Consider the following 26973-nt stretch of genomic DNA (forward strand, 5'->3'; position numbering starts at 1 on the left):
GGACGTCGATGAACCACAGTCCAAGCGCCATCGGTAGGTCTTGTTAGCGCTTTGGGACGCACAGGTCTCGTGAAGCAAGGCTACGAGGATTTCATTCAGACCGACGCGGCGATCAACCCTGGCAACTCGGGCGGCGGCTTGATCAATTTGAAAGGCGAATTGATCGGTATCAATACCGCAATCATTTCGCCAGGCGGCGGCAATGTCGGGATCGGTTTCGCTGTGCCCATCAACATGGCGAAGAAGGAGATGGATCAGCTGATCGCGACAGGCCGCGTCGACCGCGGCCGTATCGGTGTAGCGCTCGAGGATCTCGAGGCGCCCGCCGCTGATCATCTCGAGGGCGCGCGGATCAAGGAGGTTAGCCCTGGCTCTCCGGCAGAGCGTGCAGGCCTGCGCAGGGGCGACGTGATCCTGAAGGCCAATGGTTTCCCGATCCGGAGCGCGACGCAGATGCGCAACCTAATTGGTCTTACTCCGGTCGGCCAGCAAGTCCGCATCATCGTTGAGCGAGACTGCGCGCAAGAAGCTGTGACCGTCGAAGTCGTTCCGCTCACAAACCAAAAGTCGAAGCCACGAGGGCCCAGCTAATCACGACTAAGTAGCTGGTTCGAGAGACGACGGCATTGGACCTGCAAAAGCGCCAATCAGGAAAGCTGCTTGCTCCGGACATCCAAGCAGTGGCGGTTCTTTCGGGCAGAAACAACCTCAACACACAACATGACCGTATCGACTCGGACAACGTGGCAAATGCTTGATGCACCATCGATATCCTGATCTCGTGAATCCACAGTGGTCCCGCTCAAGCTGGCAGGCAGGCCTTCGCTTCCTTAAGGCAATATCTAATTGCGCCTTCAATTCATCCACTCTCACCTTCAGCGCTGCGAATGAGGTTTCACGGGGCGTGAGCAAGGCCCTACCTTCTTTATCGAACGCGCATGTGCCCGTTTCTACTCCAAGATACACGCTCTTGGCGTCAGCTGGCCTCCGCCACATTCAACAACAATCTTTCGGACGGCCATGGTGTTCTCCTCGCAGCGAGGGCGACAGTCGGTTCTTACCTTACGCTCACCTCCTGCCGCTGAAACACAACGTAGCCCGTGACGAATAAGACGACTGTCCCGGCGATAAGCACCACCTTCTGCGGCCAGGCGAGCATCCGGCTTTTACCGACAAGCGGGGCGCCCAGACGGTAGGCGACCTAGAATAGCGTGGCCGATTTTCAAGAGCGGCCCGCTCGGCTGAAGGTCGTCAATCGCCGCGACGATAAGGGCCACGCAAGTCATGACGCTGATGCCGGTTTTGCCCAGGAATTATTCGACTCCTGCTGCCAACCACAATGTCAGTCCAATCAAGAAGACAGAAACGCTGACCGTAGCGCCTTCGCATGCCTAATCCTTCTCGATCGTAAGCTGCGTTTCGGCTGCGAGGCCGGCCAACAAGCGCGCAAGGGAGTGCCGCAGTCCTTCATCTGAAACGTCGCTCGTTTTCCGGACGATGATACGCGGGCCTCGGTCCGGCCATTCCAGACCAAGCCGTACTTGCGAATCAGTCCGCGTGCCTTCACGCGATCAAGCGCCCCCGTCAATGCCTCATGAAGCTCTGCAGTCATGTTAGCCTCGTTGCGAGATGATCGACGGCTCTGCTTCTGTTCAATCAGATGAATGACGCCGAGCTGGTTTGTCCCCTCCAGCCGCACCAAGTGTCGTGAAGCGCGTCATCTGCACGATCCACGGACCCAAGACGCTTTGCCAGCGGCCTTTTCAGATTGTCGCAGTCAAGCAACAGCCATCGGCGCAGCAAATCAGCACCGGATTCGCTCATTGCGGCCGGCTCCCTGCACGCGATCCTATCCCCGCGCGCGTCGGCGTGGCGTGGCATGAGGTCGACGATCCGGTCGGCGGATAGATCGCCATGTTGACAGGCTGCGGCATATCGGCCGGCGGCGCGCCGATCACGATACCTTGCAGGGCGACCGCCAGGGTTTGATCCCCGGCCAAAGTACCGTCGTCAGTGACCACCTCTGCCCGTGCGATCAAGCCGGACGGCGCGAGCCAGAACCGGAACAATACCTCGTCGCGCGCTGCGGCGATCAATGCATTTCGGCACAGCGCGTCGCTGACACGCGCCTGGATGGTTGCAAAATACGGTCGATACGCTTGAGCTGCGGTGGGCGCCGCCGGATCGGCGACCGATGTTCGGGTGGCTGGAGCGATGGTGAAGACGCCAGGCCCAGTGCTGCGCGCGTTGTACCCGGTGCCGAGGAGCAGCAATTGCAAGGCTTCCGAGGCGGTGAAGGCCCCTCTGACTTCTGTCGAGTACTGCCGCTCTCCCAGATCCGCATCGTAAAAGACGTCGAGACCGGTTGCGGCACCATAGCGATCAATGCGTGCACGAGCGACTGTGCCGGAATGTCGAAAACGATCGGCGCTGTCCGACTGGACGATCGAGCGGCCGCCGTTGAACCGGAAAACGAAAGGCTGGTGCTCAGTAGCGCAGCACAGCTGACACAGATGATCCGAAACAACAACAGACCGGCTTTCAAACGAGCTAGATGCCGCTCACCAGTCTATCCCGACATCGTTATGATTTATTCAACCTGTGAGTCGCGCCGGGACGCTAGTGCCAGAATATGATGGTTTGACGACAGGAGCGCCTCGGTAGACGCTGTCCGCCTGGAATCAGTAATCGGACACTGTCATCGATGTCGGTAAGCCTCGTTCTCAAGCCACGGCTTTGACGGATTGCTCGCGATAGCGTCCCGACTAGCGCTAGGCGCTGATCAGCACCCGGGTGAAGAGTTTCATAGGAATAGCCTTCCTGCTGAATGCCTGATAGCTGCTGGTGTGTCAGAATTCGACGCGAAGCTGCTGATGAACGAATTCCATTCCAGGAGTGAGTCGGACAACTACGCCTCCTGCAGCAGGCGAAACTTATGGCTCGAGACGTTCCGAAGAACGTGCATTTTATGAGCGTGCTCGTAGTTGTGTTGTGACAGACGATTGCCCATGCATGTCAAAAACTACGACTTTGCGTGCGGCCCGTCGCTTGGGCTACTGCCTGCCTGTTGCAACCCGTCGTTCCCCTGAGAAAGCAGTAGCTTTCCGGCCTGAGCGTAGTGGCGTGCGTGCACTCCTGCGTGTTGCGCGGCGGTTTGCATGTCGCGCAGTCTTCGCTGCAGCGGCGATGAATTGGAGACAGCGGCACCGCCCGCCAGCGCGAAACAACTCTGGATCACCCGAAGACACGCTTCGGTCACCCATATCATGGATTGCGTCGCTTCCGCGAGTAGCGCGTCGCCACTGAGCGTGCCAGCAAGCGCGTGGCGCCAGTGGCTGGCAATTTGAGCGTCGCACAGCACCTGAGCGGCGCGGAACTCGGCTTGAGCACGGCCGAGTTCGTAGTGGAAGATCTCGGAATCTCGCATCGATACGGCCGCGCGCTGCTGCTTCCTGCCGCTCTGCGCTATGGCGACGATGTCGTCGAGCGCGCCTTCAGCCATTCCCAGCGCAATCGGCCCATGCAACAGGGTCGCAATCTGCATTGGAGGAGCGCTGTAGAGCGGTCCCGGGAGACAAGGTCGAGGGGAGGCCATGTCGAAGACATTTTCTGACGGCACGAAAACATCCTTGAGCACGATGTGGTGGCTGCCGGTGGCGCGCAGTCCAGGGGCATGCCAGGTATCCTCGATCTGCCAGTTGCCAGCGGGCAGGCACACGACGCGCGTCGCGGGAATTTCAGGGGTCGGGCCCGGAACAGGCTTTCCGTCTTCGGTCAGCACACAGATTGCTGCGATCCAGTCAGCGTCCTCACACCCGCTCGCAAATGGCCATCTGCCATTCACCCGCAAACCGCCGGCCTCTGCGACGGCTGTTCCGGTGGGCTGTCCTCCCCCTGCGCAAAGGCGATCAGGACCATTTCGATAGGTTTCCTCGTAGGTCTCGCGCGGCAGGAGTGGCAGCAACAGGGCTGTTGCGTTGGTAATGGTGACGACCCACCCCGTCGAGCCGTCGATCTTGAAGAGCTTCCGAAGGATGCGAGCGACTGTAGGCAAATCAAATTCCAAGCCGCCGTGAATTTGGGGCGCGGTCATCCGGAAGACTCCGACCGACTTGAGCATCTGAATCATATCGGTCGGAATGCGCCGCGCCTCTTCAGCTTCGGCAGCTCGCGCCGCGATTATCGGAGCCAGACGATCGAGCTCCGAGAGAATGCGATCCGCCGCCTCATTGTTGGTGCTCTGCATGACCAATTGTTTCTGTTCACTCGTCTGCACGTACGTGCGCTCCGCGATGTTGAACTGTTGTTCCGGGATGACAGATGATTTGCTGTTGGCCGTTTCGCCAGCATCGACAATCGCGGCAAAGGCTAACGACCGGAGATGGCGGCGTATTGCAGAAATCGGACTCGCGCCCCACGGAGTGGTAACCGTCGCGTGACCAAGACAGCATCGGAGGCGGCGTCTTGCGCGCCTGGCAAGTGCAATCCGAGGCAGACGTCGCATAAGGGGAGGAATTTGTCGATTTGGTCCGCGCCAATCAAGCGAGGCTCGCGGCAACTCCCAAAGATGCGCCTCACCCCTCGCCCGACTTTCGGGGCGAGTGAATGCTGTCGCGCTGATCCTCAATACGGACGCCATCCCGTTCCCTTGCGAGAGACCGCATTGCGGCATCAAGGAAGCGATCGTTGCCGTTGTAACTGTGCCGCGCGCTTTTGAAATACAACCGAAAAACGGGAAATGCATCCTTGTCCCCGCAACTATCACGGATCGGCAGAAGATGCGTTTCCGTAAATCTGCGCTTTGCCTTCATCGATTTGGCGCACCCGGCCGGATGCGGCTGTCCGCGGCTCTGCTAGCGCTTGTGGTCGCTGTGACTTGTGCCGGCGCGCAGCCTGCCGAGCCCTGGATCACGACATGGGCTGCAACCCCTGGACCGCGCTGGGCGGACGAATTGCCGGTCCCCTTTGGCGTGCCGGAGGTGCTGAGCAACAGGACGGTGCGGCAGACCACGCGCATCAGCGTAGGCGGCGAGAAACTGCGGATCGTGATCTCGAACGAGTTCGGCGTCCGTCCCATCACCATCGGCGCGGCGACAGTTGCTCTGCCGGCCGGCGGCAGCGCTGTCGATCTGGCGACGATCAAGCCCGTGACCTTCAGCGGTCACATCGACGCCGTGATACCGCCGGGCGCACCGCTGATCAGCGACCCGGTCGACTTTCCGGTTAAGCCGCTATCGAGGGTGGCCGTCAGCTTCTATCTGCCCAACCCCACCAAACTCGCCTCGGTTCATTGGGAGGCCATGCAGACCGGCTACATATCGGGCTCGGGTGACATGACGAAGGCAGCCGACTTCAAGCCCGAAAGCACCACCAAATCGCGTCTGCTGCTCAGCCGCATCCTCACGACCGCCAAGCCCGATTCCAGCGCCATCGTGGTCCTTGGTGATTCCATCACCGACGGGACCTGCTCTACTCCCGACAGCAACCATCGCTGGACGGATGAACTCGCCAGCCGTCTGCAGGCGGAGGGCCATCCCGATATCGCGGTCGTGAATGAGGCATTTTATGGCAATCGCGTGCTGGCCGATGGCTTCGGGACCAGTGGCCTCGCGCGGTTCAATATGTCCGTGTTGAGCCATGCTCGGGTGTCGACCGTCGTCGTGATGCTGGGCGGCAACGACATTGGCTTGCCGGGCGCCACCATACCGAACGATCCGGAGCCGACAGCCGACGACGTCATCGCCGGCCTCAAGCAGATCATCGAGCGCGCCCACGCGGGTGGCATCCGCGTGGTGTTGTCGACCCTGACGCCGGCCGCTAACGCTTTCGCCGGCACGCGCTTTTCAAAGTATTACACACCGCAGAAGGGGAAGATCGCGGAGGCCGTGAATGCCTGGGTCAGAACCGGCAACGCCGCCGACGGCGTGATCGACTTCGGCAAGATCCTGGAGGATCCGGCAAAGCCCGGCCATCTGGCGCCGGCCTATGATTGCGGGGATCATGTCCATCCCAACGATGCTGGGTATCTGGTCATGGCCAAGGCCGTCGACCTGAAGCTTCTGCTCCGCCAATAAACCATCGCGCCGGGGCGGCAGCGGCGGTGGCCGCAGAAGTGAAAGAATTCTGACAGAGGTAGGGAAGGAAGGATGTCTATTTCGAGGAACTCGCCGAAGGAAAGCACGCCCCTGTCGCCGCCGATGCGGCAACGGTTGACGGCCGAGAATCACGTGCATCTCAACCAACATGGCGTGCGGACCATGATGCATCCGGCCCGGTATGCTGGTCCGGTACTTGGTAAATCTTCCCTGCTGGCATATCTCGTCGACGAAATGGCGGATTGGGATATCCCTTGTCCCGATCAGGCGCGAGCGCTCAGCCTTAAGATCATTCCGGGCACCAGCCCGGTTCTTGTGATCAACTATCGCAAACCGCCGGTCTTGACCCGGCGTTTCGGACCTCAGGCCTTTCGCCAACCGGATCGCCGCAACTGTGCGACCAAACTGCACAGCGGTCTCGTCATCGTGCAGCCCGGCGGAGCGCTCGGCGTGATCGTGATACGCCTCAAGGCCGAGGCGGCCGCCAACCTTCTCGGTGAGCGCATGCTGGATTTCCTCGATGCTCAGATCGGGCTTGACGAGCTGTTCCCTGCGAGCCGGATGTCTCGGCTGGAGGAGATTCTAGCGTATGCAAGGACGAGCGCCGAGCGGTTTGCCTGCGTGGAGAAATTCCTTCATGCAAATCAGCGCACACGCCGGACTGAACCCGTTACCTCCCGGGCCGCAGCTCTGCTGCGACGGAATCCCCAATTGCGGGTCGGCCAGCTCGCCGCCCGAATCGATGTCAGCGAACGTCAATTGTTGCGCAACTTCTACACGATGTTCGGCATGGGGACCAAGCAGTTCGCCCGAATTGCTCGCATCGAAAGGGTGATGGCGGCGCGAGCGCGGGGAGCAACGTGGCGGGACGTCGCCTATAAGCTCGGATTCTCCGACCAGGCACACATGATCAATGAATTTACCGAGATTGTGGGCGTGTCGCCGGCAGAACTGGTCCGTCCTGGGACAGGTTGCGGCAAAGACTCGGGCACACCTCAAAGCTCGGCCAAATCACGTTAGTGCCTACGTCCAATTGCCGCTTCGGCGTGTTCGCTGCTGGCTTCCGCTATCCTCCGCCACTGGACGAACAACGGTCCGCCCTAAGCGCGCCTGGCGCGATCGGGCTCTCCGTGCCAGTCCTCGATCCGGCGATAAATCTCTAAAACCGACGAGCAGCTCCATGCAGGGTCACCGCTTTCATTTGCGAAATGATCCCAGTCGGCCTTGTGGCCGCGCGACCAGATCATGGCGTTGACGCTGGACCCGCCACCGAGAACCTTGCCCATCGCCTCGTGAAATGTGCGACCGCCGACGTGCGCACAGGGATTCGTCACGAAGCGCCAGTCCCGTTCGCTCCCTATATTGCTCGCCCAGAGACCGGCATCAGCGACACTCTCGACCTCGTCGCTCGCGCCTGCTTCCAACAACAGCACGCTCGCAGCGCCAGCCTCGGAAAGCCGCCGCGCCACCACCGAGCCGGACGATCTCGAATCGCAGACGATAAAGTCGTAAGACGCCTTCAGATTCGTTGCGAGCCTCGCTTGATTAGCGCGGATCGTCTCGGCAAGCTCCTCCGCCCGCGCGACATCTGTCTCGGCAGTTGCACCTGTCGGTCGTGTCACACGATCCGCCGCCTCGTTGTTGGTGCTCTGCATTACCGATTGTTTCTGTTCACTCGTCTGCACGTACGTGCGCTCCGCGATGTTGCACTGTTGTTCCGGGATGCCGGATCATTTGCTGTCGGCCGTTTTGCCAGCATCGACAATCGCGGCAAAGACTAACGACCGGAGATGGCGGCGTATTGCAGAAATCGGACTCGCGCCCCACGGAGTGGTAACCGCCGCCTGACCAAGACAACATCGGAGGCGGCGTCTTGCGCGCTTAGCCGCACATGCAGGTTGCGGCGCTGTTGCGTGGGCCGATTGCGTTAGGAATGGCTGAAGGCGCGCTCGACGGCATCGTCGCCATAGCGCAGAGCAGCAGCGCTGCCGCCGTATCGATGCGAGATTTCGAGATCTTCCGCTACGAGCGCGACCGAGCTCAAGCCGAGTTCCGCTCCGCTCTTCGGCTCGCCGGATTCAGCTCGTCGGCGACGATGACCCGCTTTCCGAACTCGGAGGACGCATCGAGGAGTGCTATGCCAGCTATCATCGCATCTCGCTCGTTCGATATCAGCACAAAAAAGTTCTATGCCCTTAGAGTTAAGAGCGCAGAACATCAAAAAACTGAGCCTAGGACAGATATCCCAGCCTCCTCCCCTCGCGCTCGACTGGCAGGTCCAGCACGTAACCGACACCACGGACGGTCCGAATCATTCCCGCTGCTTTCAGTTCGATTTTCAGCTTCCGTCGCAGTCGAAGAACGCCGACATCGATGCTGCGGTCGAATTTGTCTTCGTGCATGCTGGTCGCGTTCATCAGCTGCTCGCGTGTCAGCGGCCGCTGGGGCGCGTTGAGGAACGCCGCGAGCAAGTCATGCTCGCTTCTGGTCAGGACGGTCTCACATCCGTTAGGGGCAGTGAGGCGGCGCGTATGATGGTCGAGGATCCAGCCACCGAACCGGCAGCGACTTGGATCCCGATGGCCTCCAGGCGCGACCAATTGAGGCTTGCGCCTCCGCAGGATTGCGCGAGTCCTCGCCAGCAGCTCTCGCATACCGATCTTCTCGGAGACACAATCGTCCGCGCCAAGCTCCAGCACCCTCACACGCTCCGCCTCACAGCAGCCCTCTTGTCCCCGGAAAAGGACGATGATTCCGCAATTTACCGAACGCGATCGGATTGCACGCAGAACGTCGGACGCGTTGAGCCAACCCGGTCCGAGTACAAGGATCACAAGGCACGGTTGCAGCGCATCGAATTTCGATAACGCGCGCTTTAGATCGGAAGCCGCGGTAACGTGCATGTGGCCGCTCTCGAGGTAGTCGACCAATCGGTCTCGGATCGCGAACCGGTTATCGATGAGGAGCACCCGTCTCTGCGCGCTGCTGGCCGCAAGGGGCCTGGTGCGGTTTGGTTGTGGGCTCATGGAGGGCCGATCCTCGCCGGATCGGGGCGCAATCATGTTCGCATCCACAAGGAGAGCTCTGACAGATTGTGTTAAGGGCCGGCCGTCGTTGGGGCGATGGCCCAGCCTCAATACACAATAGGCCCGCCGGCGGCTTGGAGAAATCAGACACGCGAACCGTTTGTGCGCGACTGCCAGACGAATTCAGCGTCCGAGCAAGGGCTACGCGCCGTTGTTGCGCGCCGAAATCTGCTTTGGCATTCGGCCCGCACGATGCACCAGTCTCACAAGGTGAGCATCCAGCACCCACGTCGGCGCTGCCGACGCCACGCATCTGGAGACTGAAAGCAACGTTTTCGGTGACGGTTATCCGCCCAAAGCGACCTGACCGGGGGCCGTCGCCGGATGCGTACTCATGAACCGCATCCCAGCAAAGCGTATCGATCACGCTGGAAGAGACGCCGTACAAGCGCGGTGGCTCGAGTTCGGCTGAACGGATCGGAACGAGCGCCGCTACCGCCGTATTGACCGCGCCACTCCCCGCCGTGCACTCACCACGCGATTGCAGATCCAAGTGAGTGGAACGGCTCCTAGTCTTGGGCAGTGAGTTGCAGACCAGCGAGCAGCAGGTCGACCATCCGAACTGCTTGTCGCTTCCAGTTTTTATTGGGCCTAACGTGTGCCACGCCAGAGAGCGCGCGAAGCAAATCGTGCGGCTCGATGTCATCCCGAAAGGCGCCCGTCGCGACCCCGCGGGCGACCAGCGCCTTGATCGGAACGTCGAGGCGTTGCGGGGTTTTGCTGTAGATGGGTTCGGGCCCGCCGATGAGCGTGTCCATCGCCGCCGCCATATCGTGCTTGGCGTCGAGAAACTCCACGAACGACATCAGCCATTCGCGAAGCGCAGCCACCGGCTCGCGCTCGGTCATCAGTTGATCGGCTTCCTCGATCAGCGCTGTGACTTCCTGCTGGTACACCGCCGAGATCAGTTCGTCGCGCGTCGGAAAGTGACGATACAGCGTGGCGATACTGACGTCCGCTTCGCGTGCGATGTGCTCGAGGCTGACGGTCGCGCCTTTTTCGGCAAAGGCGCGCTTAGCCGCCACGATCAAACGCGCCCGGTTGCGCTCGCCGTCGGAACGCGGTCGGCGCGTCGAGGTACGAGAGGATTCTTCGTGCACGTCGGTCGATGCCCCTTGCTAAACGTAGGGACCCTACGGTATATTAAACGTAGGCCCCCTTCAGTTTAGCACAAGATGGGACGGCTCTGGAACCACCTTCCTGCAAACGGGAGGCAGCACGATTGCCGGAGCGCTGACGGGAACGAGGCGGGCGTGTTTGAGACGCTGCTGCGAGTATCGCAACGTCTCAAGTCGCCGATGCACGAGCGAGGAGCGGATATGACTGACCAAGTACTCTCCACATTACCGCGCGAGTCCAAAGGTCGAATTGCCGCGCCGCCTGCGCTGATTGGGAACTTGAAGGCGGTGACCGACGCCGTAGCCGCATGGCCGGAGGTCGAGGCCACGACGCACTGGCGTTTCGACCAGCCAAATCGCGTCGATGGAATCGACTTCCATGTCGGCTCGGACGAACTCGGCCACATCCACCTCAACGGCTCGATCCACTTGGCGACCTCGCACCGCCTCTGCTCTGAGCTGGTGGCTGAGGGCTTAGGACACCCGTTGGAGTGGGGGCATGGCTGGACGGTCGCCAGTATAGATCGGCTGGGCGTGGACGGTTCTGTGACGCTGTTTCGGCGCAATTACGATCGGCTTCGGCCATCAAACCGGTAGATCGCCGCGGCGAAACCCAGGCGGCGGCATCTGGCCGCATGAATTTTCCATACGAAGGGCGGGAGCGCTGACCGATTGCGCGACCGATCAGCGCGTCGGAGCTGCCTCGATCGGCAAGTTCAGGAATGATTCGATGACAACGTCAGAAACAATCGTGGGGCGTCCAAGCGAGGCGCTCACGATGACAGCTCGGCAGCGGCTGATCCTCATACTTCTTCTCGGCACCAATTTTATGTTGTCGGCAGATTTCTCGATCCTGAACGTCGCCCTGCCCATGGTCGGAAAAGCTGTAGGCCTTGGGGTTGACGACCTTCCCTGGGTGACCACGACCTTCGCACTTCCGTCCGCCGGGCTTTCGCTCCTGTTCGGGCGGCTTGGCGATCTCTACGGACGTCGACGCATCTTTCTCGCTGGCCTGTCGCTTCTCGCGGTGGCGTCGCTTCTCGGCGGCATTTCGACTGGTTCGACTCTCCTTCTCATCGCTCGAACGCTCCAGGGCGTTGCTACTGCGATGACGGCTCCCGCGGCGTTGGCGCTACTGATCACAACCTTCGCTGACGAAGGCCAACGCGCCCGCGTATTGGGGTGGAGCGGCGCGTTGCTTTCGGGTGGCTTCACGTTCGGAGCGATTGTCGGCGGGATGCTCGTTGGCGTGCTGAGCTGGCGCTGGGCATTCCTGATTAACGTCCCCGTCGCTCTCATAATCCTGGTGCTGACGCCGTTCGTGATTCCTGCTGGCTATCCGCGCGAGAGCGTGCGACTTGACGTTCCAGGCGCAGCATGCGTGACGCTGGCTCTCTCTGCCACTGTCTTCGGTATCACCGATCAATCCCTGCCCGTACTGTCCGTTGGACTGATCCTGTTCGTGGTGTTCTTCCAGATCGAGCGCCGAACAGCAGCGCCACTGGTCACGATCGCTATGTTGAAGCGCCCGTCGGTTCGGTGGGGAAACCTGGCCGCTTTGACCATCTTCTCGATGGAGGCCGCACTCGTCTTCCTCACGACGCTCTACCTCCAGGACGTGCTTGATCTCGGGCCGATGACGACCGGCCTGATATTCGGCGTTCCTGGCCTCTCCTCGATGGCCGCAGGCGTCGTCGCCGGCCGAACCATCGAGCGTCGCGGCGCACACACTGTCCTCCTCGCGGCAATGCTGGTCCAGGGCGGCCTCACCGCGCCCCTGATGCTGCTCGGCACTCAGTCGAACTCGCTCTGGCTGCTCATCCCTGCGCTCTTCGTCGGCTTCTTTGGTCACATCACCGCTGTTGTCGCCGCAACGGTCACCGCCACCGCAGACGTTCCGGACACCCATAAAGGGCTCGCCTCTGGCCTTGTGACCACGAGCCAACGGGTGGCGGTCACGATCGGCATCCCAGTCCTCGGTGCCGTGATGGTGATCCGGGCTGATCTACTGGATGGGATCCGCCTCGCGCTTGCAGCTGACGTCGTCCTGACATCGACGGCCGTGGTCATCATCTGGGCCGGTCTGAACAGTCTGCGACCTGCGGCTGAGCCTGCAGACGCTCCCCCCGACAACCAAAGCCGTCGCGCGTGTGCAAAGCTTTGGCCGTTCTTTCGCGCGTCAATGAGTCGGTGTTTTGATGGTGCTTCAACCAATGAACGACGAACAAATCCGCTCATCCAATTCTCTGAGGTGGCTACTCGGAGCACTGGTCTACCGGAGTGAAACGGGGCTTCGTCGCTCTCTGAAGCTGCATGTCCCCTCGGTTTGCCGATGGAGGCTGCAGCGATGAACGATCAGCGCGCCTTCATGATTGACGTTCAAAACACGAACCAGGACCGTCGCCCTGACCGAAAACGGGTTCGCGTAATCGCGCTCTTGGTTCTGGTGGTGGCACTTCTTCTTGCATGGCTGGCTATCCGGTATCTTGGACGTGGACCCCAGAGCGGGCCCGCGGCAACTGACCCGACGGTTGAAGTCGCGCAGCCTCTTCAGAAAGATGCCGTCGAATGGGATGCGTACATCGGCAGGTTCGAGGCCAGCCGAACGGTTCAGGTTCGTCCGCGGGTTTCGGGGCAACTAATCGGCGTCCACTTCCGCGATGGGACCATCGTACAGCCGGGACAGCTCCTCTTCACCATAGATCCACGCCCGTACGAGACAGCGCTGGCACAGGCGCGCGCGGAGTTGGCAAGCGCGCGCAGCGATCTGGAACTTGCCCGCATCAATGCGGAGAGGGCTGCACGCCTTAGACCTTCCGACGCCATAGCTCAAAGCGAGGCCGACAATCGGAATGCGAGGGTTGGGGCGACGGCGGCAGCCGTTGAAGCGGCTGAAGCGGTCGTCCGTGCGCGCGAACTCGACGTCGAGTTCACGGAGGTCCGCGCGCCGATCGGGGGGCTGATATCCGATCGGCGAGTCGATGCGGGCAACCAAGTGACGGCAGCGACAGGGAACGCCGGCACGCTGCTGACTACGATCAACGCGCTCGATCCGATCTATTTCTCATTCAACAGCTCCGAAGCGCTATACCTCAAGACCAAGCGCGCGCGAGATACCGGTGCCCAGCCGTCGCCGGTGGAGATCCGCCTGCAGGACGAAGCTGCATACCAGTGGCGCGGCGCGCTCGACTTTACAGATAATGGTCTCGATCCTCGTTCGGGAACGATCCGAGGACGAGTCACAGTCGCCAACCCTGATCTTTTCCTCACACCCGGCATGTTCGGCGACATGCGACTGGCGATTGCCGACACGCGGCGGGCCTTGCTCGTCCCCGACACCGCTGTTTCAAGCGACCTGACCCGTAAAATCGTGCTCGTTGTCGGTCCGAACAATGTCGTCGCGGCGCGCACCGTCGAGCTCGGCGCACTAGTCGACGGCCTGCGGATAACTCGAGCGGGACTGAAGCCGGACGACCGGATCGTTGTAAGCGGCGTCCAGCTTGTTCAGCCTGGACAGCGGGTCCAGGTACGCCCCGGAAGCATCACGCCGCAGCCGCAGGCGACCGGCGAGGCCATCGCCACGCCCCAGGCGCGGACCGCCACCATGGGGGAACCATGAGCCGCCACGCCGAGCGCACAAGCGCGCGTCGGGATCGCGCCGCGCGCAGCCAGCCGGAGCGCTAGTGCCATGCGATTCTCGCGCTTCTTCATCGACCGGCCGATCTTTGCGTTCGTGATCTCAGTGGTCACCACGATCATCGGTACGATCTGCTACACCGTGCTGCCGGTCGCCCAATACCCCGAAGTCGTACCGCCGACGGTCCAGGTGACTGCGACCTATCCTGGCGCCTCGGCCGAGACCGTCGCCGAGACGGTCGCTGCCCCGATCGAGCAGGAGATCAACGGCGTTGACGGGATGCTCTACCAGTCGTCGCAGTCGACCGGCGATGGCCGCCTCGTCATCACGGTGACGTTCAGACAGGGGACCAACCTCGACACTGCACAGACGCTGGTCCAGAACCGGGTAGCGATCGCCGTTCCCCGTCTTCCAGAGGAGGTGCAGAGGCTCGGCGTTGTCACCAAGAAGACCGCTCCGGACATCCTTCTCGCGATCAACCTGATCTCGCCTGATCACTCGCTGGATGAGGCCTACATCTCCAACTACGCCCTGACCCGGGTGCGCGACGAACTGCTCCGCGTTGAGGGGGTCGGGGATGCGGAGCTATTCGGGTCGCGCGAGCTCAACATGCGCGTCTGGCTCGATCCGCGCCGTGCCGCCGCGCTCGGCTTGACCGCCGGCGACATCGTCTCGGCGCTCAGGTCCCAGAACGTCCAGGTCGCGGCCGGCACGCTCGGCCAGCCGCCATCCGACGGCGACGCCTTCCAGCTCAACATCCAGACGCAGGGGCGCTTCACCGATCCTGCCCAGTTCGCCAACGTCGTGATCCGCACCGACGCCGATGGGCGGCAGGTACGCGTTTCCGACATCGCGACCGTCAGGTTCGGCGCCGAGGACTACGGCCTCTCGGCCTATCTCGGCGCGCAGAAGTCGGTGGTCATCCGCGTCGTCCAGTTACCCGGCTCGAACGCGCTTGCCGCTGCCAAAGGCGCCAGAGCGGTCATGGAGCACCTGTCGCAGCGTTTCCCGCCGGGCCTCACCTATAGGATCGCCTACGATCCGACCGAGTTCATCCAGCGGTCCATCGACGAGGTTGTGAAGACCCTGTTCGAGGCCGTACTGCTCGTCACCCTGGTTGTCATAGTGTTTCTGCAGAAGTGGCGGGCAGCGATCATCCCGATCCTCGCGATCCCCGTTTCGCTCATCGGCACCGCGATTGTGCTTGCGGGGGTGGGCTACTCGCTGAACAACCTGTCACTGTTCGGACTGGTGCTGGCTATCGGCATCGTCGTCGATGATGCGATTGTGGTGGTCGAGAACGTCGAGCGGCACGTGGAAGAGGGCAAGTCCGCCCTCGAGGCCGCTCGACTGTCCATGGACGAGGTGTCGAGCGCTCTGATTGGCATTGTCCTCGTACTATGCGCCGTGTTCCTGCCGACGCTGTTCATGAGCGGCCTTTCGGGGGCGTTCTATCAGCAGTTCGCGGTGACGATCTCGACCGCCACCGTCATCTCGCTGCTCGTGTCGCTGACGCTCTCGCCGGCGCTCGCGGCGATCCTGCTCGAGCCGCCCCCGGCGGCGCGGGAACCCGGCCGCTGGCGTCGGATGGTCGAGGCCGCTGGCGACCGCTTTAACGCGGCATTCGCGTGGGTGAGCGACCGCTACGGGCGGCTGACGATGCGCCTCGTGCGCAGGCCGCGCGCGATGCTGGTCGCTTATGGCGGTCTCATCGCGGCGACCGGCATGCTGTTCTGGATGACGCCGGTCGGTTTTATTCCGGCGCAGGATCAAGGCTATTTCATCGCCGCCATCCAGTTGCCGCCGGGGTCTTCGACGGCGCGTACGGAAGCGTTGCTGGAGGAGGTGTCGGAGCGCGTGCTCCCAATCCCCGGTATCCGGACGAGCATCGGCTTCTCAGGCGTCGATGGCCCGTCCGAGACGCGGGCGGCGAGTTCGTCCGCCGCGTTTTTCATGTTGGACGACTACGGCGAGCGAGCTAGGCACGGACAGACACTCGACAGGCTGATCGAGGAGGCGCGTAGAGCGACAGCCGACATCATTGGCGCCAGAATCATGATCGTCAAGCCGCCTCTGATCCGTGGCATCGGGTCGGCCGGCGGCTATCGACTGATGGTTCAAGACCAAGATGGAGTGGGCTACCGGCAACTCGAAACGGCGGCCAATAGCCTGATCGCCAGGGCGAACGCGACCGAAGGGCTCACTGGGGTCTACACATTCTTCGAGACGGCCACTCCGCGCGTTACAGCCAACATCGATCGCGCTAAGGCACAGATGCTCGGTGTGCCGCCCGAACGCGTGTTCGAGGCGCTGCAGGTCTATCTCGGTTCGGCGTTCATCAACGATTTCAACCTGCTCGGCCGGACTTTCCGCGTCACTGCGCAGGCCGACGCGCCGTTCAGGCGCGCCAAGGCCGACATCGCCAACCTGCAGACGCGCTCCGACTCCGGCGCGATGGTCCCGATCGGATCGGTCGCGACCTTCGGCGACGACACAGGCCCCTATCGGGTTGTGCGTTACAATCTACGTCCCGCTGTGGCGGTGGATGGCGACACCGCGCCCGGGACCTCCTCCAGCACGGCGCTCGCCACGATGGAGCGCGTCGCGGACCAGGCTCTGCCCAGGGGGTTCTCGCACGAGTGGACGGCGATCGCCTTCCAGCAGAAGGCGGCGGGCAATACGGCATTAGTCGTGCTCGCGCTCGCCGTGATGTTCGTTTTCTTGGTGCTCGCGGCCCAATATGAAAGCCTGACGCTGCCGCTGGCGATCATCCTCATCGTGCCGATGTGCCTGTTTGCGGCGATGATCGGCGTGAACCTGCGCGGTCAGGACAACAATGTGCTGACGCAGATCGGGCTGGTGGTCCTTGTCGCGCTGGCGGCCAAGAACGCGATCCTCATCGTCGAGTTCGCGCGTCAGGCCGAGGATCGCGACGGAGCGTCGCCGGCCCAGGCGGCCGTCATCGCTGCGAAGGAGCGGTTGCGACCGATCCTGATGACAAGTTTCGCTTTCGTGTTCGGCGCGCTGCCGCTCCTGCTCGCTAAAGGTGCGGGGGCCGAGCTTCGGCAGGCGCTCGGAACGGCGGTGTTTGCGGGCATGCTCGGCGTGACCGCGTTTGGGCTACTGTTTACGCCCACCTTCTACGTCGTCTGTCGCACTCTTCGGAGCGGTCCGGCAAGCGCACAAAGACCCGTGGGCGCGCGCCCGCGCCTGCCGAGCAGGAAAGAAGGATGAGGCGATCCTAGCGAGGCGCGCTGTCCGGTTTTTGGCGCGCGCCAGCACCGGGTCCGCGATTGACCATACAAGCCCGGACTGGACCGTTGCCCTTCAATAGATGCCGTTCTGGAATTGAGGTTTCGCGATCGGCTTACGTGAATTCCTCGTCGACATGAAGTGCTGCAAGGATCATGGGATTGATCAAGGCAAGCCCTGGCAAGCCGCGCAGAGCGTAACCAGCGGTGGCAATGATGACTGTGAGAGCTACTCCCGGAACGACATCGCTCGTCCGACCCAACCTGCGGCCGCTTGATGGCCCGGTACGGCCGGCCGATCCGATACGTGACGACACCAACGTCGCTTCCTTTTCGATATTTGAGCATGCCGAACAGGTGGACGCGGGCAGTCCGCCGCCTCCGTGAGAGCCCTCCGGCCGCGACGGCTAGCCGCTAGCCGCTTCTACATCCGACTTTTTCTCGTCGGACTCCCACCACATATGATGTTCGCAATAGGAATCCCCGCGCAGGATGTGCTTTTCCGGGTGGAACTTGAGCTTGGGATCGTATCCGGCTGCAAGTGCATGATCCGTGCTTCCGTCAGCATGGCCCGTCGTGCTGCCCTCGCAATTCTCGCACCAGATCTTGCCGACGTCTGTGCCGAGCTCCGAATGCAGAGCGGCCATTTGTCTGCCGAAGGCGCAATGGTGAAAGCGGACGACGGAATGCTTGTCCGTCACTTCGATTTTCTCGCCTTCCCGCGAAAACCAGATCGGAAAAGCAACCTCGAACGCCTCGTAGAATGTCTTTATCGAGTCGAGAGGCCAGCCCAGTTGCTCCGCGCGCTTGCGTATGCCCTGGCCGCGCGCCAGCCCCTGCTCTCGGACCACCTTTCCGAGGAGTTCGCGTCCTTCATCGCCGTATTTGTCTACAACGGCCTTAGACACGCGTACCCACATATGGGCGGTCAACCGTTCGCACGTACGCACCATGGCAAGGGCCTCTTCATTGGTTACGTAGCCCGGTATTGCTTGCTTGGTCATCGCGATCATCCTTTCGTCGTTCCGTCGCCGTCTGCCCTACGGCTTCTCGGCGACCTGGAATTTGGTTTCCTTGATGGCCTGTTCGAGCAAGCGCTCGTCGATCAGCTTGGCAGTCCAGGCATCGATAGCTGCATCGTCGAGCACAAGGGTCGATGAGATCTTTCCTGAGTCCTTCGCAGCCTTGATCAGTACCTTCACGCTCGCCATGTCGGTGCGCGGATTTTCGACCCAGAACTGGTCGGGTTCGAGATAAAGCGCTCTGAGAACGTCAACGTCGACACCTTCGCGCTTCGCTGCCCATTCCACGAATGCGTTCTTGTCCTTCCGGAACGCCTCGATGCCGCGAAGGTTGGCGCGCAGAAAGCGCAGGATCACCTCTCGATTGCCTTCGAGGAACCGTCGAGGGAACACCATGCCGGTGATCTGCGCGCCGGGCAGAATGGATTTGGTCACGTAGGTCGCGCCCAATTTCTTGCGGGCGATCTCCATGGTCGGCTGCCAGCCTACGACCCCGTCAATTTCCCCTTTCTCAAGATAGCCGAGGAGATCGTTCATGCGGCCGTAAACGTGCGTGGTCTTGATGCTGTTATTGCGTTCGAACAACTGAAACAGGGTGTCCTGTATCGTGCCGACCCCTGGCGACCCGAAACGTTTGCCGTTCAGCTGGGCAGGTTCCGTAGAGGACCCCTTGACCATGATGGGCGAAGTGTTCTGCAGCGTCGATGCGATCCACACCAGGTCGAGGTTCGCAGCAACCGCCTGGAAGAACGGCAAGGTGCCGACCGACACGCCGCCCTCGATCTCGCCGGCGATCATGCGCTGGATCGTCTCGGGCCCGCTGGCGATGTTCACAAACGAAACATCGAGCCCCTCCGATTCATATTGGCCGCTCATCAACGCAGCGAAGGGGCTCATGATACCCACTGCCGGCCCCGTCGCCGTCACCCCGAGCTTGAGCTTGGTCTGCTGCGCATCGGCCGGCGCGATCATGGAAAGCATGCCAACGATGAGCAGGCATGCGATACTTGTCGACCGGCGCGTCAATTTCAACATATCGCCCTCACTGCAGGTTTTCGCGGAGCTTCCGCTTGATATCCACAAATTCCCTCGCGGAAGAATCCCGCGGGAAATCGAACGGGATTGGATAGTCGGCAACGATCGTCAATGGCGGCCGGCCCAGTACGACGACCCGCGTACCGAGTAAAAGGGCTTCTTCCAGGCTGTGCGTCACGAACAGCACCGTGCGCTTCGACTGTTGCCAGTGCTGCGAGAGCTCGCCTTGTAACTTCTCGCGAGTCTGGGCATCCAGTGCCGCGAACGGCTCGTCCATCAGCAGCAGCGTTGGATTGATGATGTAGGCGCGTGCGATCGCTGCGCGGGCCTTCATGCCGCCGGAAACCATGTGAGGGTAATAATGTTCGAAGCCACCAAGACCGAAGGTGCGAAGCAGGGTCACCGCTTTAGCGCTTCTTTCGGCCTTGGAAACACCTTTGGTTTCCAGGCCGATGGCAACGTTGTCGGTGAGCGTGCGCCAAGGCAGTAGCGCAGCTTCCTGAAACACGTAACCGAGCCGCCCGGTGCCGTTCCGTGCCAGAATTTGACCGCTGTCAGGATGATCAAGGCCGGCTGTCAAACGGATCAGAGTCGACTTTCCGCAGCCCGACGGTCCGGCGATCGCCACGAATTCACTCTCGCCTATCGAGAGGCTCAGATTGTTCAGAACCGAATGCGTCTTGCCATCCGTCGTGAAAGACTTTGACAGGTTCCTGAATTCAAGCATGCTATATGCTCACTTTTCGCGCATAGCTGAACAGGTATCGCTCCGCGAGGATGAACATCTCATTCAGCGCGAAGCCGAGCAACCCGATGGAGATCATCGCCACGAACACGATATCCATGCGGAACAGGCTGGAGTAATTGTAGAGAAGCTGACCCAGGCCGAGCAGCTCGGTTGCCAGCATTTCGGCGGCGACGATGCACATCCAGGCGGGTCCGATCACCGCGCGCATGCCGCCGAATACTGCGGGCAACGCGGCAGGAATGATAATCTTACGGACGTTGAACCAGCGAGATCCGCCGTACACTTTCCCCACTTCCACGAAGATCGGCTCGACGCGTGACACAGCGTTCATCGTGAGGATGAAAAGGGGAAAGAATGTTCCGATCCAGATCAGGAAGACGTAGCGGCCCGTGCCCGTGAACAACAGAATCGCGAGTGGTATCCACGCGAGCGGAGGAATAAACCTCAAGGGTTCGGAAACAAGGCGCGTTCTCAGATAGAGCGGCTGCCAGAGCCCGAATGCGACACCTAACGGGATAGCGGTCACGCAAGCGACACCGAAGCCCAGTCCCACTCTCACTAGGCTCGCGAATGCATGCTCGTGAAGCAGATGGCCCTGCAGATCGCCGTTGGTACACAATTCATAGAACGCGGATGCGATCAACCTCGGACCGGGAAAGAAGGTGGACTCGAACGCGATGCTGGAAAACTGCCAGATCAGAAGGAAGACGACGAGCGATCCGACGTTCCACGCCACCGTTGACAGCCCCTTTCCCCAGCTCGGAAGAAAGGAAGCTCGCTGCTTCGATCGTGACTCAGCTAGAGAGGAGATCGTGTCGACTTCGTTCGATATCGCCAAGGTCTTTGCTCGCTCATCGTCGTCCGGCGCCATCAAACATTCTTTCGCTGAGGGCAGCCCTGCGTCCTCGGACTACCCCCCTCGGTCCTTCGATAACCGGACTTGGCTCTCGAAAATAGGAGCCATCGCCCCGCAACCTCCAATGCTTATCCTGCATGACCGATGATAAATCGGCATTTGAGACCTCCCCAAAAGTCCGACTAAGCCCAAGCGCAAAGGCTGCGGAAAGCTCCCATCACCGCCGGCCCCAGCATGCACCTCGAGCACCATAGATGGCACAGAACGAAAACCTGATCGTTGAACGGCCGACCTTTAAAGCATTTGGAATGTACGCTCGACGGCGACATATATCGAGCGGATCGGCTTCACGGACTTTCTGTTAGAGGCAAACCGCTTCTTGTCCGATATGATCTGGACGGGATACGAAAGGAGTTCTCAAAGGAAGGGTCGGCTCGACGGCCAGCCGATCTCTGGCGCTATCGAGAGATGCGTCCTGCCCGCAAATGCGCCGACCGGCGGAGGGACCGGCCTCATCGGCATGTGGAAGGCCTTCGACGAACTGGAGGCCATAGGCTTTATTGGTCCGAAACGGCCAAAAATGGTCGCGGTCCAGGCGTCGGGTTGTGCACCGATCGTCCGCGCCTTCGACGGTGGGGCCGAGTCGGCCCAGCGTTGGGAAAATGCGCAAACGATCGCCGCTGGGATCCGAGTGCCGCAAGCGATAGGTGATTTCCTCATCTTGCGTGCGTTGCGCGAAAGCAACGGATACGCGATTGCCATTGAGGACCGAGAGATCGAGGCAGCGTTGCTCGAGGTGGCCACGGAGGAAGGCTTATTGCTATGTCCGGAAGGCGCCGCGACCTACGCGGCCTACAAGCGCAGCCTTGCCGAAGCTCGGGTGTCGACCCCGATCGGGTCGTCCTCTTCAATTGCGCATCAGGACACAAGTACGCGCTGCCGCCTGCGCTGCGCACCCTCGATCGGCACAAGCACATCGATTACGCTGGTTTTGCAGCCTGAGCCGCAGCCGACGGATCGCTGTTGACGCCGACCGCGATGATCACCGCGACCGAGACGATGCGCCCGTTCTGGCGCACCTTCACGTAGGTCGCATCAATCCACAGATAGGGCCAGTCGCCCTCGATCGGGCGATTGAGGAAGGCCTTCACCTTGTCGTCGATCTCGCCGCACAGCCGCAACACCTGGCTCTTGGATATCCCCGTCGTGCCCATCGCCTGCACCAGATCATCGACCGAGCGGGTGGAGACGCCCTGCACGTAGGCTTCCTGCACTACGGCGGTGAGCGCCTTCTCGGCCATCCGCCGTGGCTCGAGGAAGCCCGGGAAGTAGGAGCCCTTGCGCAGCTTGGGAATGCGCAGCTCGACCGTGCCGGCGCGGGTCTCCCAGCTCCGATCGCGGTAGCCGTTGCGCTGGGCCTGGCGCTCCTGGCTCTTCTCGCCGTAAGCGGCCCCGGTCAGGCCCTCGACCTCCAGCTCCATCAGCCGGTGGGCGGCAAAGCCGATCATCTCTCGCAATAGATCGGCATCAGGGCCTTCTCCACGAGCGCGCGCAGGTTCATCATGTCGTCGGTCATCGGTGGTTCCTCGAATCAGGTTGGTGTCGCAACCCAAACCTTACCGACGAATCATCGGTGACCACCCGCAAAGCCGCTCGCTCGCTACGGCGCTATGTCGGGCGCGCGTCGCGAGCGGCTTCGCTAACCAGCTACACCATCACCTGGGACACGACCCTACTACAATACCGGCCACGGGCACCTAGGCTGGACGCTCTCGGCCGCCACTGCAAAGGTAGTGGCGGAGCTCCTGGAGCAGGATCTTCGGGCTCGAACCGCATTTTCCTAAGCTCTGGGAGCAGTTATCCGCTGGCATACTTCGTGCGTAGGTCCCAGCTGGCACACTTCGTGCCTTGATCTAAATTGACCAGGCTCGATGCTCCTGCCACGATTTCACAAGCTACCTATAGGGCTTTCACATGAAGCTTGAATGGATCAAAGACCTCCAAGCTCTGTTTGAGACCGGCAATTTCTCTCGCGCCGCGGACCGGCGCCATGTCACGCAACCGGCTTTCAGCCGAAGAATCCAGGCGCTCGAAACGTGGGTGGGAACGGCGCTGGTCGATCGCGACTCTTCTCCACTCGGCTTGACGGCAGCTGGGAAGCTTTTCCTGTCGCGCTCGGCCGATCTAATACGCCAGGCCGAATTACTGCGCGAGGACTTTCTGGTTCTCCAGCCGCAGGCGTCTCGGGTGATCCATGTCACGACCGCCGACTCCCTTTGTCATCACTGGCTTCCTTATCTGCACATGCATGCGAACCGTGAGGTCTCCGAGGTTACCTTTGCGGTGGTCAACAACAGCCGTCAAGATAGTATCGCGACGCTTTCCGATGGAAACGCGGAGTTCATGCTCTGCTATTCGCACAAGGACGCGCCGATCTTACTGCCTTCGAAGCGATTTTCGAAATTCCGTCTTGGTTCGGAAACCTTGCTACCGGTTTCCGCAGCAAATACGGAAGGCGACCCGTTGTTTCGTTTGCCCGGGGTCGAGAGCGAGCCTATCCCGCTCGCCTTCTTTGGCGAGGAGATGTTCCTCGGTCACATGGTTCAGCGCATGATCGCTGCTCAACCTGTGAAGGCTAACCTGACGGTGCGTTACGTCAATGCGCGAAGCGAAGCGCTCAAGAGCATGATCCTGCGAGGTCTGGGCATGGGGTGGATCCCGCAATCACTCGCGCGCGATGACCTAAAGAGCGGTCGATTGGTTCTTGCCGGCGGGCCTAAGTGGTTTACCCCGGTTGACATCATGATCTACAGAGACACTCAGAAGTCGACGCCGCTGACCGATTCACTTTGGCGCACCATCACAGGAAAGGCACTGAGACAACTCAAAGCTGTTGCGGGGTCGCCGAATTCAACAGCCGCCCGATCGTTGTTGCCGACCGGTCCTTCGTAATCGTGCCTTGCCAACGCTCTCGTTCCTCTTTGCATCTGGAGGGTTGCTTATCTGCTCTCAGCGTAAGAAATGGTGCCGCGTACAGAACTGATGATAACTGAGTTTCCCACGGCGATGCAGTTGGTGCTACGCTGTGGGGCTCCGCCCCATCTAGTCGCCCTAGTCCACACACTCAGGACCAAGCAAGACGAAAGCGCGTGGTGTGTGGCGCGCTTTCACTCAGTTTATCGACCTAAAGTTTGTGGCGCTAGAATGGGCACCGTACAATTTCCGCGTCAGTGTGCTCAGGTAGGTAAATGATGGCTTCGAGCCGGAAGCACCCAAAGTGAAACTCTAAAGTCCAGGCCACATTTCCCCATCAAGCCTTAGGTTGCTCCGGTGATGTAACTGGCTCGTGGACTGACGAGGACCGAGATTGCATCGGCGATCTCTTCAAGCATTCCGACCCCTCCATGGAACCTTGGGCAAACATCGGCAGCGCAACTTATTCGATTTCCGCCCGTTGCTTGGCGGGACGTGAGGATCGCGCGTGTGAGGCAATAGAAGGTCGAGAGTCGTGCCGCGCCGGAAGCGGGACACTGCACTTTCCGCTGGCGCAGCGATCCCTTCGGAGGTTAGGACCGGGCGGGGATCGAATTGAATCGCCGGGGATTCCCGAGCGAAGCGTGATTCATCCTCATAGCTGGGAGGCCGCCGAGGATGGCGCACGGGGCGGCGCGTGGACGACTGTCCTAGCCGTCGAGCGACTGATGGGGCTGCAAAGTCTGCGGGCGCAGTCACGAGGCCGGCGCTTGCCGTAGGATAGCCGTGATCGGTACCCGACGCCCGCTTCAGGTCGAAGCGGTAACGACTTCCCCCGAATAGCCGTTCGATGCGCGCATGCCTCAGACCTTCGTCATGCAGCCGCTACGGCGTACGACCACCAACATCACCATGTCGAACACCATGAAAGCCAACATGCGGCCTCGCCGCGCGCTCTCCCGCTCACGCCCATTTGAGCCTACTTCTCTTCGGGCCGCCTGCTGTGCTGGCGTGGGAAGGGAACTGATGGCTCAAGTTCTTCAATGAACGAGCTTCTTGAGACTGTCCACGATGCGATCGGCTCCGGCCACATCCGAGAAATGCGTGACGTAGCGCCCGTCGGGGTCAATCAGGTAGGTCAGAGCCGAGTGCGGCACAGCATACCCGTCCGGGTCGTCGGGGTCCTCACGGCGTCCGGCGAAGACTCGGAATGCACTCCGGGCAACTTCCGACTCTTCCACACTCCCGGTGAGACCGAGGAATCTGGGATAGTTCTGCTCGAGGAACACGCGCATAATGTCAGGCGTGTCGCGCCTTGGATCAACCGAGATGTACAGCGGCTGGATTCGTTCGCCGAGCTCGCCGATGGCGTCAAGGACAGCGGTGAGCTTGCTCAGGGCGCGAGGGCACACCATTCGGCAGTGGGTGAAGCCGAAAAAAACCAACTGGTACCGGCCCCGGAAATCCGCGTCGGTGACGTGTCGGCCGTGGTGGTCAGTGAGCGCCCACCGAGGCTCAGTTGGCGCTCCGCCAGCAGTCATGCTCGCCCCCACGTCATCTCAATATCCCGGGCGCCATGATCCAGAGGCAGCGAAAGGTCCAGCATATTGCCCTTCCGGCGCGGCGCGAGGTGTCGCCCCTCATCGGTCGCAACGACAGTCCCGTTGCGCCCCCGAGCCGCCACGACCCCGTCCACGACGAGCGACCAGTTGTCGGACCAAACCGACGAGATCGTGAGCTCCGCAGTCGTCCTCGCAAGTCCGCGCATGGGACTGACGGTAAGCTGCAGTTTCTGCTCGTCCTCGTGGTACCAAGCGCGACGCACGTCGACCTGCTGGCTCAGCTCCGTGAGGGCTGGGCGCGATCGCTCGCGATCAGTCCAGGGATGCTGGAAAAGCGCTCGCAGGCCGTTGGCGACATTGAGGCGCGCGTAGGGAAGCATCGCGTTGCTGACAATGGGCGTCATGCTGATGAATCGACCGTGATCGTCGTGGCTATTGTCGCAGCGAGGGTAGTAGAGTCCCCCGTTCTCCCATCGCGGGCTCATGAATCTGTCGGCGTGGCGAAACAACCCGGCGAGGACGTCCTCTTCACCCATCTCCGAGGCCCACCCGGCGAACCATCCGAACTCGCCGAGCGTGCCGGGCTGAACCAGATCTTGACTACCAGGCAGGCGCCCTAAATTCTTGACGGCGATAGTGCCGTCGGGCGTCCGGTCCAGCCACTCCTCAACCTTTTCGTTGTAGGTCGTCCGGACCAGCTCCGGCCGCCACATATTCAACAGAAGCCCGAGCCAAGCGTCCGCGAACGCGGAGTCCGCGTCCATAGGCAGGTCCTTCGGAAGGAGTTCGTTGCGCTGGACGATGAACTTGATGAAGTGGCCGCGCTCGTTCACTCCACCGCCAAAGTCGGTCCAGGCCTTGATGTAGCCATCCATCGCTTCCTGCGCCATGTCACCACCGTAGATGTGGTCGTGGAGTCGGTATCCGAGGATCGGAACCTGATTGCAAATCTGGAAGACGCAGTACGGCTCGCAGGCGACCCCCAGGTACCCATTCTGAACCAGGTTCCAGTAGATGCGGTCGATCAGTGTACGCTGGTCGTACCGAAACTCCTCTTGACGATCACCGCCCCATAGGAACGGTTGGACGCGGAAGGTCAGCGAGCCAGGCTCCTCATATTTGCGGTCGTCGAACAACATTGTGTAGAGCAATGTCATGTCCATCAGATAGGCGCTGTACATGATATTGTCGTCCGCAACCGGATCAGTCCGGCTCGGCAACTTCGGCAGCGGGATGCCCCCGAAGCCACCGGCCGTGCTGGTGTCGCGCCAATACCACCACACGTCGGGCTCAAGCATCCGCTGGATCAAGCGGTCCAAAGTGCCGCGGAACACGGCCGGAGCAGCCGGCAGACGATGATAGTGAGCCAGTGCTAGCGCCAGGCTCATGTAGCCGAGCTGGTAGCGATAGGCGTTGAAGTCCTCTTGCAGCGGCAGGGGCCCCGTCATGTGGTGCCAGTCCCCGCGAGGGAGGCGGGACAGGTTGTCGATGTGGCGGATAGACCCGACCTGCTCGTCCGACAGGACGGGCACCGCAGGCGTCTCCAGCCGCGTCGGCTTGGTCATCAGCAGCGTGGTCATCGTTGCGCTC

At 61.2% G+C, this 26973-nt stretch carries 19 protein-coding genes and 4 pseudogenes; 10 read left to right on the forward strand and 13 right to left on the reverse strand.

The features are described 5' to 3' along the window. Positions 1-21 precede the first annotated feature (21 nt). A pseudogene (locus tag ACVJGD_RS22100) lies at positions 22-591 on the forward strand (S1C family serine protease); the annotation flags it as partial. A gap of 620 nt (positions 592-1211) precedes the next feature. Next, positions 1212-1475 (forward strand): hypothetical protein, encoded by a 264-nt coding sequence (locus tag ACVJGD_RS22105; protein WP_456636303.1) that lies wholly within the window; start codon positions 1212-1214, stop codon positions 1473-1475. A gap of 345 nt (positions 1476-1820) precedes the next feature. On the opposite strand, the gene ACVJGD_RS22110 is transcribed toward ACVJGD_RS22105, so the two are convergent. Both ACVJGD_RS22110 and ACVJGD_RS22115 read right to left on the reverse strand, forming a co-directional pair. After that, positions 1821-2273: a hypothetical protein gene (locus ACVJGD_RS22110; RefSeq protein ID WP_456636304.1), complete on the reverse strand. Its 453-nt coding sequence runs from the start codon at positions 2271-2273 to the stop codon at positions 1821-1823. A gap of 749 nt (positions 2274-3022) precedes the next feature. Further along, positions 3023-4276, reverse strand: a complete 1254-nt coding sequence (locus tag ACVJGD_RS22115; RefSeq protein WP_456636305.1) for an acyl-CoA dehydrogenase family protein — start codon at positions 4274-4276, stop codon at positions 3023-3025. A 586-nt stretch (positions 4277-4862) separates the two neighbouring features. Here ACVJGD_RS22115 and ACVJGD_RS22120 point away from each other — a divergent pair. Together ACVJGD_RS22120 and ACVJGD_RS22125 are read left to right on the forward strand one after the other, a co-directional pair. Beyond that, the gene (locus ACVJGD_RS22120; protein ID WP_456636306.1) at positions 4863-6074 is read left to right on the forward strand and encodes an SGNH/GDSL hydrolase family protein; all 1212 of its coding nucleotides are present in this window, start codon (positions 4863-4865) and stop codon (positions 6072-6074) included. Positions 6075-6146: 72 nt separating this feature from the next. Further along, entirely contained in the window at positions 6147-7115 is a 969-nt protein-coding gene (locus ACVJGD_RS22125) for a helix-turn-helix domain-containing protein (RefSeq protein ID WP_456636307.1), read from the forward strand. Positions 7116-7195: 80 nt separating this feature from the next. Here the strand turns inward: ACVJGD_RS22125 and ACVJGD_RS22130 are convergent, their stop codons facing one another. The 3 genes from ACVJGD_RS22130 to ACVJGD_RS22140 form a co-directional block, all read right to left on the reverse strand. After that, positions 7196-7780: a GMC family oxidoreductase N-terminal domain-containing protein gene (locus ACVJGD_RS22130; RefSeq protein WP_456636308.1), complete on the reverse strand. Its 585-nt coding sequence runs from the start codon at positions 7778-7780 to the stop codon at positions 7196-7198. 546 nt (positions 7781-8326) lie between these two features. Then, on the reverse strand, positions 8327-9157 hold the full coding sequence (locus ACVJGD_RS22135) for a winged helix-turn-helix domain-containing protein (protein ID WP_456640332.1): 831 nt from the start codon (positions 9155-9157) through the stop codon (positions 8327-8329). Between the two features lie 533 nt (positions 9158-9690). Continuing rightward, positions 9691-10281, reverse strand: a complete 591-nt coding sequence (locus tag ACVJGD_RS22140; protein WP_456636309.1) for a TetR/AcrR family transcriptional regulator — start codon at positions 10279-10281, stop codon at positions 9691-9693. A 153-nt stretch (positions 10282-10434) separates the two neighbouring features. Here ACVJGD_RS22140 and ACVJGD_RS22145 point away from each other — a divergent pair, with 153 nt between their 5' ends. From ACVJGD_RS22145 to ACVJGD_RS22160, 4 genes are all read left to right on the forward strand, one after another. Then, the gene (locus ACVJGD_RS22145; protein WP_456636310.1) at positions 10435-10896 is read left to right on the forward strand and encodes a luciferase domain-containing protein; all 462 of its coding nucleotides are present in this window, start codon (positions 10435-10437) and stop codon (positions 10894-10896) included. A 133-nt stretch (positions 10897-11029) separates the two neighbouring features. Continuing rightward, positions 11030-12583 (forward strand): MFS transporter, encoded by a 1554-nt coding sequence (locus ACVJGD_RS22150; RefSeq protein ID WP_456636311.1) that lies wholly within the window; start codon positions 11030-11032, stop codon positions 12581-12583. A 63-nt stretch (positions 12584-12646) separates the two neighbouring features. Further along, on the forward strand, positions 12647-13918 hold the full coding sequence (locus ACVJGD_RS22155; RefSeq protein WP_456636312.1) for an efflux RND transporter periplasmic adaptor subunit: 1272 nt from the start codon (positions 12647-12649) through the stop codon (positions 13916-13918). A gap of 69 nt (positions 13919-13987) precedes the next feature. Further along, positions 13988-17170 carry an efflux RND transporter permease subunit gene (locus ACVJGD_RS22160; protein ID WP_456636313.1) on the forward strand — a complete coding sequence of 1061 codons (3183 nt, stop codon included), beginning with the start codon at positions 13988-13990 and terminating at the stop codon, positions 17168-17170. A gap of 424 nt (positions 17171-17594) precedes the next feature. Here ACVJGD_RS22160 and ACVJGD_RS22165 read toward each other — a convergent pair whose 3' ends face one another. The 4 genes from ACVJGD_RS22165 to ACVJGD_RS22180 are packed head-to-tail and all read right to left on the reverse strand — an operon-like array spanning position 17595 to position 20863. Next, entirely contained in the window at positions 17595-18191 is a 597-nt protein-coding gene (locus tag ACVJGD_RS22165) for an L-2-amino-thiazoline-4-carboxylic acid hydrolase (RefSeq protein WP_456636314.1), read from the reverse strand. Between the two features lie 36 nt (positions 18192-18227). Continuing rightward, a complete protein-coding gene (locus ACVJGD_RS22170) occupies positions 18228-19244 on the reverse strand; it encodes an ABC transporter substrate-binding protein (RefSeq protein ID WP_456636315.1) in 1017 nt (338 codons plus the stop codon). A gap of 7 nt (positions 19245-19251) precedes the next feature. Next, a complete protein-coding gene (locus tag ACVJGD_RS22175) occupies positions 19252-19971 on the reverse strand; it encodes an ABC transporter ATP-binding protein (RefSeq protein WP_456636316.1) in 720 nt (239 codons plus the stop codon). 1 nt (position 19972) lies between these two features. Then, positions 19973-20863 carry an ABC transporter permease gene (locus ACVJGD_RS22180; protein ID WP_456636317.1) on the reverse strand — a complete coding sequence of 297 codons (891 nt, stop codon included), beginning with the start codon at positions 20861-20863 and terminating at the stop codon, positions 19973-19975. Positions 20864-21102: 239 nt separating this feature from the next. On the opposite strand from ACVJGD_RS22180, the pseudogene ACVJGD_RS22185 reads away from it, so the two are divergent. Then, positions 21103-21850 (forward strand): annotated as a pseudogene (locus ACVJGD_RS22185) (pyridoxal-phosphate dependent enzyme). A gap of 14 nt (positions 21851-21864) precedes the next feature. On the opposite strand, the pseudogene ACVJGD_RS22190 reads toward ACVJGD_RS22185, so the two are convergent. Continuing rightward, positions 21865-22424 (reverse strand): annotated as a pseudogene (locus ACVJGD_RS22190) (transposase); the annotation flags it as partial. 398 nt (positions 22425-22822) lie between these two features. On the opposite strand from ACVJGD_RS22190, the gene ACVJGD_RS22195 reads away from it, so the two are divergent. Further along, positions 22823-23800, forward strand: coding sequence for a LysR family transcriptional regulator (locus ACVJGD_RS22195; protein ID WP_456636318.1), 978 nt, complete (start codon positions 22823-22825; stop codon positions 23798-23800). 333 nt (positions 23801-24133) lie between these two features. On the opposite strand, the pseudogene ACVJGD_RS22200 reads toward ACVJGD_RS22195, so the two are convergent. The 3 genes and pseudogenes from ACVJGD_RS22200 to ACVJGD_RS22210 form a co-directional block, all read right to left on the reverse strand. Then, a pseudogene (locus ACVJGD_RS22200) lies at positions 24134-24252 on the reverse strand (SDR family NAD(P)-dependent oxidoreductase); the annotation flags it as partial. A 609-nt stretch (positions 24253-24861) separates the two neighbouring features. Continuing rightward, positions 24862-25362 (reverse strand): SCO family protein, encoded by a 501-nt coding sequence (locus tag ACVJGD_RS22205; RefSeq protein ID WP_456636319.1) that lies wholly within the window; start codon positions 25360-25362, stop codon positions 24862-24864. Further along, positions 25359-26963 (reverse strand): linalool dehydratase/isomerase domain-containing protein, encoded by a 1605-nt coding sequence (locus ACVJGD_RS22210; protein WP_456636320.1) that lies wholly within the window; start codon positions 26961-26963, stop codon positions 25359-25361. Before ACVJGD_RS22210 ends, ACVJGD_RS22205 begins: the two co-directional genes overlap by 4 nt. Positions 26964-26973 lie beyond the last annotated feature (10 nt).

This window comes from Bradyrhizobium sp. USDA 10063 (genome assembly GCF_054063735.1).